Annotated in this window: 7 protein-coding genes and 1 pseudogene; 5 read left to right on the forward strand and 3 right to left on the reverse strand. The window is 41.7% G+C overall.

Features of this window, described 5'->3' with window-relative positions; genetic code table 11:
* Positions 1-118 precede the first annotated feature (118 nt).
* The 3 genes from recC to recD are packed head-to-tail and all read left to right on the forward strand — an operon-like array spanning position 119 to position 8,986.
* Entirely contained in the window at positions 119-3,418 is a 3,300-nt protein-coding gene (gene recC, locus AB8618_RS05650) for an exodeoxyribonuclease V subunit gamma (protein ID WP_413401676.1), read from the forward strand.
* Positions 3,405-6,971, forward strand: coding sequence for an exodeoxyribonuclease V subunit beta (gene recB / locus AB8618_RS05655; protein ID WP_413401678.1), 3,567 nt, complete (start codon positions 3,405-3,407; stop codon positions 6,969-6,971). Before recC ends, recB begins: the two co-directional genes overlap by 14 nt.
* Positions 6,968-8,986 carry an exodeoxyribonuclease V subunit alpha gene (gene recD, locus AB8618_RS05660; RefSeq protein ID WP_413401680.1) on the forward strand — a complete coding sequence of 673 codons (2,019 nt, stop codon included), beginning with the start codon at positions 6,968-6,970 and terminating at the stop codon, positions 8,984-8,986. Before recB ends, recD begins: the two co-directional genes overlap by 4 nt.
* A 13-nt stretch (positions 8,987-8,999) precedes the next feature.
* On the opposite strand, the gene AB8618_RS05665 is transcribed toward recD, so the two are convergent.
* Together AB8618_RS05665 and AB8618_RS05670 are read right to left on the reverse strand one after the other, a co-directional pair.
* On the reverse strand, positions 9,000-9,632 hold the full coding sequence (locus tag AB8618_RS05665; RefSeq protein WP_138609080.1) for a trimeric intracellular cation channel family protein: 633 nt from the start codon (positions 9,630-9,632) through the stop codon (positions 9,000-9,002).
* A gap of 132 nt (positions 9,633-9,764) precedes the next feature.
* Positions 9,765-11,011, reverse strand: a pseudogene (locus tag AB8618_RS05670) (amidohydrolase).
* Between the two features lie 368 nt (positions 11,012-11,379).
* Here AB8618_RS05670 and AB8618_RS05675 point away from each other — a divergent pair.
* Both AB8618_RS05675 and AB8618_RS05680 read left to right on the forward strand, forming a co-directional pair.
* Positions 11,380-12,438, forward strand: coding sequence for a hypothetical protein (locus tag AB8618_RS05675; RefSeq protein ID WP_413401683.1), 1,059 nt, complete (start codon positions 11,380-11,382; stop codon positions 12,436-12,438).
* Between the two features lie 164 nt (positions 12,439-12,602).
* On the forward strand, positions 12,603-13,664 hold the full coding sequence (locus tag AB8618_RS05680; RefSeq protein ID WP_409425157.1) for a hypothetical protein: 1,062 nt from the start codon (positions 12,603-12,605) through the stop codon (positions 13,662-13,664).
* A gap of 48 nt (positions 13,665-13,712) precedes the next feature.
* Here the strand turns inward: AB8618_RS05680 and ttcA are convergent, their stop codons facing one another.
* Positions 13,713-14,627: a tRNA 2-thiocytidine(32) synthetase TtcA gene (gene ttcA / locus AB8618_RS05685; RefSeq protein ID WP_413401685.1), complete on the reverse strand. Its 915-nt coding sequence runs from the start codon at positions 14,625-14,627 to the stop codon at positions 13,713-13,715.
* Between the last annotated feature and the right edge of the window lie 88 nt (positions 14,628-14,715).

Below are 14,715 nucleotides of genomic sequence, written 5' to 3' on the forward strand. Positions count from 1 at the left end.
AAATTTCATCTGTCGGCGGGCTAACTTGCTGATTTATTAATGCCAATTTCCTCTTAGCGCTACCGCTTAAATTGAAAATATCTTACACTGGCTTTATCTCAAGTAAGGCTGGTATCGTATGCTCAATATTATTCAATCAAACCGTATGGAAGCCCTGCAAGCGCAGTTTCATCAGCTATTAAAAATAAACCCATTGCAAAGCCCATTTGATAAAGAAGTGGTGTTAGTGCAATCGCCGGGTATGTCGCAATGGCTTAAAATCGGTTTAAGTGAAAATTTAGGCGTAGCTGCACAGGTAGACTTTCCGCTACCATCGAGTTTTATTTGGCAGTTGTATCAGCAATTACTGCCAAACGTGCCTAAAGAGTCGGCCTTTAACAAACCTAATCTTGCTTGGAAATTATTTGCCATTTTACCCCAGTGCATAAATGAACCGCTGTACTTACCGCTTAAAACCTATTTAGAGGGTGATATTGACGGTCAAAAAACCTTTGCTCTATGTGAAAAAATAGCCGATGTGTACGACCAATATTTAATGTACCGCCCACATTGGATAGCCACATGGGATAGTGGCACCGATGAGCTTGATGATGTTGATATAACCATTGCGCCTTGGCAACCCGATTTATGGCGTCGTATCGTCAAATTAAGCAAGCAGCTAGGCCAAAGCCAATTTCACCGTGCCAATATGCAAGGGCAGTTACTCAGTGCACTTGAGAGCATGGATAGCAGCTTATTGCCAAAACGCATTAGTTTATTTGGCATATCTGCCATTGCTAGCTCGCAGCTTGAGGTGTTTGAAGCCTTAAGTAAAAAAACTGAAGTGTTTTTGTTCTTTTTTAACCCTAGCGAGCATTACTGGGGCGATATTATTGATGAAAAAACAGCAGCTAAAATCACCGCTAAATACGCAAAAATGCCGCTGGTGGAAGCACAGCAAAAAAAGCACACCAACCCTGATGAGGAATACTATTTTATTGGTAATCCGCTATTGTCGTCGTGGGGTAAACTCGGCCGCGATTATTTTGAGCAACTAGTGCAGCTAGATGCCCGCTGGATTGATGGCTTTATAGATGCATTTGACGACAGCTTACTTGGCCAAGTGCAAAGTGAAATTTACCAACTTGCCTTTAAAGGTGAGTCGCTCACCGATAACAAAGAATGGTTTATTAACGATGAGGGCAAGCTGCCAATAAGTGTAAACGATGCAAGCATTACACTTAGCGATTGCCATACACCACTTCGAGAAGTAGAGCGTTTGCACGATTACTTACTTAATTTGTTTAATCAGAACCCAGCGCTTACCCCCAAAGACATAATTGTGATGATGCCCGACGTTGGTACCTACAGCCCTTATATTGAAGCAGTTTTTGGTGGTGCACAGGGCAGCCGATTTATACCTTATGCGCTAGCTGATTTAGCCATAGAGCAAGAAAAGCCAGTACTGAGTTCGTTTGCTAGTTTAGCTAATTTACCGTTTTCGCGCTTTGGCGTGTCGGATATTCTCGATTTATTACAGGTTACCCAAATTGCTGAAAAATTTGGCTTAGAAGCGCATGAATATGAGCAAATTCAGTTTTGGTTGGAGCGCGTTGGCGTTAAATGGGGCGTAAACGCTGAACATAAAAGTAGCTTTGATTTACCCGCAATTGAGCTTAACACTTGGCAACATGGCTTAAACCGGCTACTACTGGGTATTGCCATGCGCGATGAACAATGCCCATTTAATGGTATTTACAGTGCCGATGAGGTTGAGGGCATGGCGCTCGATACACTCAACAAGCTGGTACATTTTATTAATGTGTTGCAAGACTTTAAAGCTAAGCTCACCCCCGATGACACACTCACCAATAAAGCCCAAATTTTAAATGAGCTGCTCAATACTATTTATGAGAGCGAAAGTGACGACAGTTGGGATTTATTAGTACTGCAAAAAGTACTCGAAGACATTGGTAAACATCATGATAATGGTGATTACAGTGAGGCCGTGTCGCAGCGCATTGTTAGCTATTTAATTAAACAAGGCATACAAGAAAAAGGTGTCGGCCAACGTTTTTTAGTGGGGCAAGTGAATTTTTGTACGTTAATGCCAATGCGCGCCGTGCCGTTTAAGGTAGTGTGTATGTTAGGCTTGAACGATGCCGATTACCCACGTACCGTGCAGCCTATCGGTTTTGACTTAGTACCTTACTCTAAAAAGCAAAAAGGTGACCGTTCACGAAAACTCGATGACCGTTACCTCTTTTTAGAAGCACTTCTCAGTGCCCGAGATAATTTATATATGAGCTACATTGGCCGATCATGTTTTGACAACCAGCCGTGCATGCCATCAACGCTTGTCAGTGAATTGTTAGAATACATAGGTCGCAGCTTCAAACTTAGCGAACCCAGTGATAAATCCTTGCCAGATTGTCTTATTAGCCAACAACATTTACAACCTTTTAATAGTCAGTATTATCTGCCAGCTAGCGCTGAACAGGCAGGGCTTAACAACCACAGCTATAACCCAATTTGGCTGCCTAGCGAGGCCATTGAGCCAAAAGCAATCACTGCACTTGATGTAACGCCTCCAGAGCTACTTGATCTTGATGTGTTTATTCGCAGTGTGTGCCATGCCCAAGAGAGCTTTTATCAGCAAAGCTTAGGGTTACGTTTGCCGCAATTTAACGACATAGCCAAAGATGAAGAACCGTTTAGCTTAGATGCGCTACGCCGTTATTTTTACCTTGATGAAATACTTGAAGCTAATATTAACGATATCCCACTAAGTACCGAACAAATACTGCAGCGCGGTGAGTTGCCGCAAGCTCATGTTGGCAGCTTAATTTATGAAAGCATGCAACATCGCGTTGATGCGCTTGCAGGGCAAGTAAAACAACAAATAAAAGCGGGTAAAAGCGAACCGATAGAAGTATTACTGTCACTTGAAAACACCACCATTGAAGGCTGGCTAAACCATGTGTATATGCAAAAACAAGTGTTTTATCGCAGTGCCAGTATTAAAGCTAAAGATTTAATTAAAGGCTTTATTTATCACCTTGCTGCACAAAGCATGCAACAGGAGGTTGAAACCTTATTGCTGGGTTTAGATAAGCAAATTAGCTTTGCTCCAATGAGTAAAGCCGATGCCGATTTACTGCTCGCAGATTGGTTTGAGCTTTATAAAGAATTACGCAACAAGCCCGTGGCGTTTTTTCCGGTAAGTGGTTATGAATACGTGAAAAGCGGTGGTGATATGGCAAAAGCCAACAGTAAATTTAGTCCACAGTATATTGGCCGAGGTGAGGGGGAAAACCCATATATTCGTTTAACGGTGCAATCACTTAATGACTGCCAAGACGAATTTATACATTGGAGCGATAAGCTACTCGCCCCATTATTTGAGCATGCCAAGGAGAGTGACTATGCAAGCGCTTAATCCACTCACCATGCCATTATCAGGGCAAAGCTTAATTGAAGCCAGTGCTGGCACAGGTAAAACCTACACGATCACGGGTTTGTATTTGCGCTATTTATTGGGCATGCAAATACCTGGTGAGCTGAATACGCCATTGAGCGTTGAGCAAATTTTGGTAGTCACCTTTACCGATGCCGCCACGCAAGAAATTAAAGACCGTGTTCGTAGCCGTATTATTGCTGCGCGTGATGCGTTACTGGGGCAAGTACCTAATGATGAGCTAATTGAAGGCGTAATAGCGGGCGTTGATGACAAGCACCGTGCATTTGACTTACTCGATGCTGCAGCTAAATCAATGGACGAAGCAGCTATTTTTACCATTCATGGTTTTTGTCAGCGAATGCTAAAGCAGCATGCTTTTGAATCCGGTGTGGCATTTAACTTAGAGTTCATTTTAGATGAGCGCGATATTCTGCTAGAAACCATAAAAGACTTTTGGCGCGCGTTTGTATACCCACTTAGTAAAGAAAGAACAGATGCGATTTTAGCGGTATTTGCCGCGCCCGAATCACTATTTAGTCATGTAAGTAGTATTTTAAATAAGGCGAACGCAGAGATAACACCGCAAGTTAGTTTAGATGCGGTATGGCAAGCGCGAGATGAATACTTGGCGCGTGTTCCAGCCTTTAAAAAAGCGTGCCTAGAGCAAGAGTTTATTGGTGCTGTTAAAGCATCCGATTTAAGTGGCTCAAAAACACCTGGGCGAAAGGGCAGTCTTGCTGCACTTGAAGCATTTTGCTTAGGCAATGATGACTTTTTTGAATTTGGTACCAGTAAGTATTCGTTTGAGGTGTGGAGTAGCGAGAGCTTAAGTAATGCAGCTAATTATAAAAAAAATGGCACATTACTGACTCATCCACTTATTAGCCAATTCGATGCCTTAGCCGCACTTAACAACACCATCAACCAAGGGCTAAAAATTGCGATAGTGCAATATGCGGCGAGCTGGGTAAAAGCGGCCATAGTTAAACGCAAACAAGAACAAAGCGTGATCACTCCTGACGATTTACTGACTAATTTACACAGTGCCTTAAAGAGTGAACAAGGTGATGTGCTCGCACAAAAAATAGCGCAGTTATTTCCGGTGGCAATGATAGATGAGTTTCAGGATACTGACCCGATTCAGTACGGTATTTTTAGTAAAATTTATGCTCAAAGCAATACCACTTTAGCTATGATAGGCGATCCTAAACAAGCAATTTATGGGTTTAGGGGCGCAGATATATTTACCTACATTGGCGCAAAAGAAGCGGTAGATGAGCCACAACAATTTACATTGGGCACTAACTTTCGTTCAAGCAGTGATATTGTAAATAGTGTAAATAGCTTTTTTAGCAAATACGACAACAGCTTTATTTATAACGACGCTATTCCATTTAATAAAGTGAAAGCGAAAGGAAAAAAAGCAGATGAGTCGTTTTTAATTGACGGTAAACCTGCCACCGCGTTTGAATTTAATGTGTTTGTAGATGAAGCCGGCGATAAAAAAAATAAGCCGACCAGTAAAGGCGTAGGGCAAGCACATTTAGCCACCCATTTTGCTAATAAAATAGTTACTTTACTTGAGCAAGCAAACCAAGGTGTTGCCTGTATTGGCGCTAACCCTGTCAGTGCTGCTGATATTTGTATTTTGGTGCGCGACCGCGTTGAGGCACAAATAATGAAGCAAGCGCTGAGTAAAGCTAATATTGCCAGTGTGTATTTGTCTCGCGACAGTGTATTTAGCCAAGAGTTAAGTCATCACTTGCTCAATTTTTTAACGGCTTTGCATGGTCAGTACGATGAGGCATTACTACGCGGTGTATTAGCCGGCCCTTTATTTTGTTTAAGCTATAACGATATTTTTGCTCTAGCCGATGATGAAAATAGCTGGCAAGAACACCTAAACTTTTTTGCTCAACTTAGCCATATTTGGCATAAGCAAGGGGCAATGGCAATGCTTGAACGCTTACTGAGTCATAATCAGCTCAGTGCCAAATGGCAAGGTTTGGGCTATAACGTAGAGCGGTGGCTTACCGACTTCAGGCACCTAGGCGAAATACTGCAGCAAAAACAAATTGAGCTTGAAGGGACACTTCGTTTATTACGTTGGTTTGCGCAAAAGGTGAGCCAGCAAGATGGCGAAACAGTGCAAGTTCGCTTAGAAAGTGATGCGAACTTAGTTAAAATCGTGACTATGCATGCTTCTAAGGGGCTTGAATACCCCTTGGTATTTATGCCATTTGCCAGTGGTTATCGTGAAACTAAAGACGCGCTTTATCATCAAGATGGCAAGCTGATATACGATTTAAGTAAAGATGAAGATGCCCTGCAAAAGGCCGAGCAAGAACGTTTAGCTGAAGATTTACGTTTGCTTTATGTAGCACTGACTCGTGCAGTGCACTTTTGTTCGCTGGGCGTGTATAACATTTCTCAAGGGCAAAGTAGCCGTTTAGCAATTCAAAGTAGTGCGCTGGGGCATGTGTTGTTCTCAGGGTTAGAGATAACCAGCAGCCAAGTGTGGCGCACCCATTTAAGTGAATTTTGTGAGGCTAATCATGCTATGCAATACCAGCAATTTACCTCAGGCGAATTAGTTGATCAGGGCATATTTCGCTTAAAAAATAGTGACACTAAACAGCACGATTTACTTATTAATACAGTAACGGCGCAGATTGAACGTGACTGGCGAGCAACCAGCTTTAGTGCCTTGAGTTTTAAAAAGCATGCTGATCAACTTGCTCCTGGGCGCAGTGATGAAGATCATCAAAGAGATGAGTTTGCTGTGCAGCAAGATGAACTTCCTTCACCGTATAGCTTTCCAAAGGGTGCAAAACCAGGGAGTTGTTTGCACGAAATATTTGAGCAGATTGATTTTACCAGTCCGGTAAATCATCCCACGAATGCCGAGCAAAACTTAACGGCTGTGATTGAGCGTGCTTTTGATAAATACCATATTGATGAGCAATGGCAGCAAATTACCGAACAATGGGTACTCGATGCACTTAATTGCCCGTTAAACAGCGATAATAATTTAAGTTTGAGCCAATTAGCGCCAAGTGACTGTTTAGTAGAAATGGAGTTTAACTTACCACTAAGCAGCCTCAGTGCGCCTAAGCTTAATGAAGTGTTGATTAAACATTTTGGCTTTAACCAAAGTAAACTTGAGTTTGCCCATGTTAAAGGGTTACTAAAAGGCTTTATTGATTTAATTTTTTGCTACCAAGGCAAGTATTATATTTTAGATTATAAATCGAATTATTTGGGCAACACCGCCGCTGATTATGTGCCAGAGCAGCTAGAGCAAGCCATGACCAGCCACCAATATCATTTACAGTATTTAATTTATACCGTAGCGCTACATCGCTTGCTTAAACAGCGAATTCCCGATTATTCAATAGAGGCGCATTTAGGCGGTGTTTATTATACTTTTTTACGCGGTATGCCAGCAGGAGAGGGAGTGTACTTTAAACAGCTAAGTGCAAATCAAGTCGTTATTTTAGATGGCTTGTTTAGCCAAGGAGCCATGCTATGAGTGATTTAAATCAACAACCGGGTTTGTTTGATGACTTAGATGATGCGCCTTTAGATGAACCTGTGCTCACAACAGCACAGCCAACGATGCAGACCAGCGAAAGCATCAAAGTCGTGCCGTTGCTAACGTATTTAACGGACGAACATAGAGTGCGTGTAGTTGATGTAAAACTGGCTGAATTGCTCAGTGGCACAAACGCACAGCAAGGGTATGACGACCTCTTTTATATAATTTTAATGTTGTGTTTATCGCAGCAAAGCCAGCATAGTTGTTTAACCCTCACAGAGGTTGATTGGACTAATCCGTTTAATTTACGTCAAAGCGACTTTACTAAACTAGAAGGCACACAGCCTGACACTCTCAGCCCATTTAGTGATGACTTTACGACTGAAGCGGCAATACGTTATTTACTCTCACATCATAGTGTTGGGGAGCAAAAGCCACTGCAATTGTTTAATCAACGGTTATATTTTTCTCGTTTAGCTGGTTATGAACAGACCCTTGCCCAACGATTACTAACAATGAGCGAGCGACAACTTAACATTGATGATGCAGTACTTGCTCAGTTATTAACTCGCTACTTTCCTGATGATCCGAGTATTGATATTGATTGGCAAAAAGTAGCGTGTGCCATTGCCGCTACAAAAGGTTTTAGTGTGATCACGGGCGGGCCTGGCACCGGTAAAACCACCACGGTAACAAAGCTGTTAGCGATTTTACAATCGTTATATCAAGCGGCGCCATTGAGCATTAAATTAGTAGCACCCACCGGTAAGGCAGCGGCTCGGCTAACCGAGTCAATTTTAGGGGCTAAAAATAAGCTGAGTGAAATACCGGATGATATTAACGCGTTGATCCCGCAAAGTGCGCAAACCATTCACCGTTTGTTGGGAGTTAAGCCATTTACCAATAAATTTCGGCACGATAAAAGCAATCCGCTGCATGTTGATGTATTGATTATTGATGAGGCCAGCATGGTCGACTTATCACTTATGGCTAAATTAATTGAGGCCTTGCCAGATCATGCACGATTGATTTTACTCGGCGATAAAGACCAACTTGCTTCGGTTGATACTGGCAGTGTAATGAGTGATTTATGCCAAGGGTTAGTGCTTGGACAAACACCGCGTTATTCAAAAGTACGCTGTGAGCAATTGAACACGCTGTGCTTTAATGGCGCTGTTAAACTCAAAGCGCAAAGTCAAAGTGGGTTTAAACTCGCTGACTGCATTGCCTTTTTACAACATAGCTATCGGTTTGATGCAAAAAGTGGCATAGGTCAATTGGCGCTGGCGGTTAATACCAACAACCGTGGAATATTAAACTATGTTGAACAACAAAGTAGCGAAGGGCATTTTAGTGATATTATTTTAGACTATAACTTTGTTTCCACACCAATTGAAAAGTTAGTAAATAGTGCCGCAAGTCATTATGCTAATTTCCTAACACTGATAGCGCAAGGTGCCAGTGTTGCGCAAGTGCATGCAGCTTTTGCCAGTTATCAGTTACTTGCTGCGGTACGTGAAGGCGATTATGGTGTTAATAGCTTAAACCAGCGCATTGAACGGGTATTACAGCAACAAGGTTTAATTAGCGTTAACCCTAATCAGCGGCATTATATAGGGATGCCGATAATGGTTAGTCAAAACGACTATCAGCTAAAATTGTTTAACGGTGATATAGGGATTTTAATGCCCGATGACAGCGGCCAGCTCAAGGCAGTGTTTATTGATGAACAAGGCAATGAACGGGCATTTTCTCCAGCACGGCTTCCGGCGCACGATAAAGTGTATGTAATGACCATTCATAAATCCCAAGGCTCAGAGTTTAGTTATACCGCGATGGTGTTACCACCGCTCAAGCAGGCGAGTATCGGTATTAATAGGCAATTAGTGTACACGGGAATTACCCGCGCAAAACAGACCTTTGAGCTGGTGGCAGATAAAAAAGTGCTGCAACTGGCCATGGGTAAAAGTGTATCACGGGCGTCAGGCTTGTATGAGCGATTAGTGTAAAGCCATACTTATACTAATCTCTTATTTTTGGAGTTCGTTTTCTAAATAGGTTGGGTTGCCAGCCAAAATGCAGTGCGCCCAATCTTAGAAAAACGGTTACCAATAATGAACCTATAATGCACCATAAATAAGGAGCTTCTAATAAAAATAGCGTGGCATAGGTTAAGCCTCCTGCAAAACACGCGGTGGAGTAAAGTTCTTCGCGCATCACCAGTGGTACTTCTCTACAGATCACATCACGTATTAAGCCGCCAAATATACCCGTTGTCATTCCCATTGTAAGCGCAACCACCATGGTTGTGCCTTCAATGAGCGCTTTTTCAATACCGACCACATTAAAAATAGCCATACCAATAGCGTCAACCAGTAACATGTAATAGTTAGACAGGTCGGGCAAGTGGCGAATAAACATAACGGTGACAAAAATAGCGCCATAGGTGGCATATAAATAATCGGGGTTGGCTATCCAAAATACAGGCTGGTTAAGCAGAATATCTCTGAGCGTGCCACCGCCTAACGCAGTTACTGAGCCAACAACGACAACACCAAATCCACCAATATCTTTGTCGTGGCCTAATAATGCACCTGAAATTGCAAAGAATGCCACGCCAATAAGACTTAAAAAATTAAAATACTCTGCCGTCATTGAGGTGTCCTTACCAAGTTGAGAATTTATATTAGATATTAAAGGTAAGTGATTGGGGGTTTATACTAGCTGAATAGCACTCTTTATAACACAAGCACAAGGTTATTAGCCCTGTGCTTTTATGATGGGTTGTTATTGCAAGTAGTCAACGACCAGTTGAGATAATGATTCTACGCCAAGTTGTAATGCGCTTTCGTCAACATAAAACTGAGGTGAATGATTACTTGGTGCCGTTTTAGCGTTTTGATCTTTTGGAGTAACGCCTAAAAAGTAAAACAGCCCAGGGGTTTCTAGTGCATAATAGCTAAAGTCTTCTGCACCGGTAATCAAGTCTGTGGTAATAATGTTATCAGCGCCAGCAATACGGGCAAGCGTAGGGGTCATTTTTTGAGTCAGTGCAACATTATTTACTGTTACAGGGTAACCGTGATCTATATGCACGTCGGCTTTTGCACCAGCGGATTCGGCAACCAGCTCAGCGGTTTTAGCTAAACGTTTTTTAATATCGGCGCGCATAGTTTGATCAAAGGTTCTAATTGTTCCAATTAGCTCGACGCTATCAGGGATTATATTTGAGCGTATGCCGCCATTAATTGCGCCAAAAGAAATAACAGAAGGTGCTTTAGTTACATCAACTTGGCGTGAGGCGATTGTTTGAATTGCCATTATAATTTGTGATGAAGCAACTATGGGATCTACGCCATTCCAAGGGCGCGAGCCATGGGTTTGACGACCCTTTACGCTAATTGTGAAAGAGTCTTCACTGGCCATTAGTGGCCCTTCTCTAAAGCCAATTTGCCCGGTATTAAGTGAGCTGGTGACATGTAAGCCAAATACCGCCTCTGGCTTTTATTTAAATAAACCTTCTTTTAGCATTAGCTCAGCACCACCTTCTTCTCCCTCGGGGGCACCTTCTTCAGCCGGTTGAAATACAAACAGTACCTCACCCGCTAACTGATCTTTAATTTTTACCAGTGACTCTGCTACGGCCATTAAAATTGCAACATGGGTATCGTGCCCACAGGCATGCATAACGCCTACTTCATTACCACGATAGGTTGAGGTTTGTTTAGAGGCAAAGGGTAAATCAACTTGTTCGGTAACGGGTAAAGCATCCATATCGGCACGAAGGGCGATTAAAGGGCATTTTTACCACCGCTTAATTTTGCCACAACACCGGTATGCGCAATACCGGTTTGTACTTCAAGCCCCAGTGATTTTAAATGGTTAGTAATGTACTTAGCGGTTTCAAATTCGCGATTACTCAGCTCTGGATTTTGATGTAAATGGCGACGCCATGTAACGACTTTTTCACTCACACTTTGTGTTGCTTGTTCAAGTTGGGTGTTAATACTACTAGCAAAACTAGGCGCTGAAATTGCAGTAAATAAAACACTGCCAAAAATTATTTTTTTATCATTTTAATTCCTTGGTTTTCATCGTGTGTAATTAACTTACGCTATTACATCAATAAAAAGTAGTGTTGTTTAATAGTTAACCGCAGTTAAAAGAAAGTTTATTGATACTGCTTAAGAAGGGGATAAAGCTATTTTGTTTAACACAATAGTTTGGCGCTTTTGTCGTATTTTAACGCAAATATTTAGCTTTAACGGTGAAAATGATAACAAAATGTTGCATTTTTTAAATTTGTTCCCAATACTGGTCAATGCATTGCTTTTACCATGCACTGACAACAGCGTGTAACAAGCTAAGCATAATAAAAATATTGAATCAGTTAAGGATTAATATGAACAACACACACATTTTTAAACGCGCGACTTTATTTGCAGCAGCAATAGGGCTCTTAATGAGTTTTTCTGCGATGAGTAAAGAGTATAAAGTAGTTTTAATTCATGGTTTGCAAGTATCCCAGCTTACCAATAAAGCAGGTAGTGATGTAGTAAACGATGGCCAAAGTTATTGGCAGTCTTATTGGGTAAACCGTGCAGACGAGCGCATTGACTGGCCTGCGTATGAACGAATAGAAGGAAAAATTACTACAGATTGGGTATGGCCCAAGCTACAACAGATCTCTCGCTCAAATTTATGCGAGCCAGGCTGCGTGTTTGTAACCCACTCTACCGGTGACTTAGTTGCCCGATATATTATAGATAACCAAGAAAACTGGCTAGAAAACGCGGGTTTAAAACCACTTAATATTATTGCTACCTTTGATTTAGCGGGTGCTGGTGGCGGCAGTGAATTAGCCGATTTAGCCGTGAGTGCGTTAACCGCCGCATCGTGGAATTTTGCTGTAGATGCTGCATTAACTTGGTGGCTAGGCAGTGAAGTTAATGAGGCGGTTGGCGTATTGCATGATTTAAAAGTTAACAATGCACGTAGAATTGCGCCATTACCTGATGCGCGCACACCGCGTTTACGTTTTGTGGCCGATGGCAATGCTTACTTAGGTTTAACGGCTGGCTTTTTGCGTGGTAACGATGATTCGGTAGTCGCTACTCACTCATCATGTGGCGCAAGCTCGGTAAGCTCATTTGGCAGTTGTAGCGCCAATATTGATACTAATGGGCGTTTAAAGTCTCAAGGTGATGCTGTTAGTGGCTTCATGCCATACCATTATCCATTAATGATGACTAACAGTTATAGCCATAACGAAATTCAACAAGCGCAGCGCCAAGGCAATGTAACGGTGGCAATGAATAATATTAGTGTGGCTGGCGATACACTAGGGTATGAAACTATCGATGAAACTACCGGTAGTTGGTTTTGGAAAAAACAATACCGTTATGTAAAAGACTCTGATAATTTGAGTGCTTCAACGCTCATATATAATGTGATCCCATAAAGATGATTGTGCGTGCGGCTTTATATGCTGCACGCTTTTGATACCAATTCGCTTTATGCAGTTATTTATTTTTAGGTAAGAAAACCTGAATGCAAATAGCAACAGGTTTACGTTCTAAAAGTGATTAACCATCATTGCGAATTGATGTTATAGGATAAATAACAATGAAAAAATCCTACGTTATTGTTTTAGTAATAATAGTTACCGGCTTGGTATGGTTTTTAGGTAAAGGCAATGCTAGTTATTCAGTACCGCAAACAGCAGCTAAAGCGCATAAAAAAACACCTGAATTTGTAGCTATGTCGGTAAACCAAAAGGCATCAGCGGTCAAACCAAGTATAAAAAAAATGCCTGAAGAGCAGCATGAGTTTAATGAAGGTATAGCAAAAGCAGCATCAGCGGTCGCGCAGCAATATCAGCAAAGCTTAGCATTTCCGCCTTATTCGCAACCTTTGACGGTATATGATGAAGACCGGCTTAAGCCAAATCAGTTTTTCCCGGTTACTAGCCCTGTAGGAGAGCAAGGCGGGGAGTTAACCTTAAGTTTATCTCAATATCGCTATGTCTATCCGCAAGCAATTGAATTAACCATAAGCGCACAAAATTTAGGTAAATCACAGGTAACACTCAGTGATACAGATACTAAACAGCCGTTAAAAACACAAAGTGGTGTTGCTCGTGACAATGAGCTGGCAATTACGTTTAAAGGTGAGGAAGACTATCCTCGCAATTTACAGTTATTAGTTGAAGCCAACATTGCGGGTAAAATGGTCCCTGTGGTGGCACAAATACAATATATGCCGCCTAGTGCAACCCTAACTAGCTTTGATAGCGCGTATCCACGTAATGATAATATGATAGTGCCTGCTAATTTAACTGTTATAAAAAGTGGCTTATATCGCTTAAGAGCTAACTTATACAGTGATAGTTCGCCATTAGCGCATTTAGTTGCTAAAGCACGTTTAAATGAGGGCAGCGAAAAAATTGATTTTAAAGCGCATTGGTCTGTTTTGCCTAAGCAAACAAATGGCTTACGATTGAGTGACTTTGTTATTGAACGTATGTCGCCAAGCCCAGGCGAGCGTAACAGCTTTGGGCAAAGTAAAGTGAGTGAGTTTACTATTGAAGATTTTGCTTACGATAGTTTACAGCAGCTGCCTTATCAGGCGAATAAACAAGAATTGCAGAGTTTAGAGTTTTTACAAGGATTAGCTGCCGGAAAGTAGCAGTATAGAGCAGAGCGTAGGGTTTGCATTACTGCAAACCCTTAAAAGTTAGCTTAAATTTATGGTAACTACGTCGGCTTGGTTTAGTTCATCTTGTTCAGGATTAACCGGCGCTTTTGGAATATCTGGTTTATCTAACGCGATATCGCCACCATCAATAACGTCACCGGTTTGTAGATTAGCAAAATCAAACAATTGGTTATCAGCTAAATGCGAAGGCACAACATTTTGCATTGCAGTAAAAATACTTTCTATACGCCCTGGGTGCTCTTTATTCCATTGCTCTAGCATATTCTTGGTGTGCTTACGTTGTAAGTTTTCTTGTGAGCCACATAAGTTACACGGAATAATAGGGTATCCTTGACTAAATGCGTATTGGCTAATATCGGCTTCTTTACAATAAGCTAATGGGCGAATAACCATGTGTTCACCATTATCGCTCATTAGTTTAGCTGGCATACTTTTAAGCTTGCCGCCATAAAACATATTTAAAAACAAGGTTTCTATCATGTCATCGCGGTGATGACCCAATGCGATTTTAGTAGCGCCTAGCTCTTTAGCCGTACGATATAAAATACCACGGCGTAGACGAGAGCAAAGTGAGCACGTTGTTTTACCTTCAGGAATAATATCGGTAACAATACTGTAGGTATCTTCTTCGACAATTTTGTATTCAATATTTAAATTATCAAGGTATTCAGGCAGTACATGCTCAGGAAAGCCTGGTTGTTTTTGGTCAAGGTTAACCGCAAAAAGATCAAACTTGATAGGGGCAACACGCTGTAAATGTTGCAGCATATCGAGCATAGTGTAACTATCTTTTCCGCCAGATAAGCACACCATGATACGGTCGCCTTCTTCTATCATGTTAAAATCCATGACAGCTTGACCTGTGAGGCGGCGTAAACGCTTTTGAAGCTTATTTAAGTTGTGTTGAGCTTTGGCTTGAGCAGAATGAGACACTACGCCCCCTTATAAACAGTACGGCAAAATTAATTGCTAAAAATAAAGGGGCGTATTATATGCCATATGTAATATCACAGCTACAGCA

Origin of the sequence: Pseudoalteromonas sp. RW-H-Ap-1 (assembly GCF_048318575.1) — a bacterium.
In the GTDB taxonomy this organism is placed as follows: Bacteria; Pseudomonadota; Gammaproteobacteria; order Enterobacterales; family Alteromonadaceae; genus Pseudoalteromonas.

What these genes read in the sequence shown, in the direction of transcription:
- recC (WP_413401676.1), top strand. Translation starts at nt 119, where the DNA reads ATGCTCAATATTATTCAATCAAACCGTATGGAAGCCCTGCAAGCGCAG.
- recB (WP_413401678.1), top strand. Translation starts at nt 3,405, where the DNA reads ATGCAAGCGCTTAATCCACTCACCATGCCATTATCAGGGCAAAGCTTA.
- recD (WP_413401680.1), top strand. Translation starts at nt 6,968, where the DNA reads ATGAGTGATTTAAATCAACAACCGGGTTTGTTTGATGACTTAGATGAT.
- AB8618_RS05665 (WP_138609080.1), bottom strand. Translation starts at nt 9,632, where the DNA reads ATGACGGCAGAGTATTTTAATTTTTTAAGTCTTATTGGCGTGGCATTC.
- AB8618_RS05675 (WP_413401683.1), top strand. Translation starts at nt 11,380, where the DNA reads ATGAACAACACACACATTTTTAAACGCGCGACTTTATTTGCAGCAGCA.
- AB8618_RS05680 (WP_409425157.1), top strand. Translation starts at nt 12,603, where the DNA reads ATGAAAAAATCCTACGTTATTGTTTTAGTAATAATAGTTACCGGCTTG.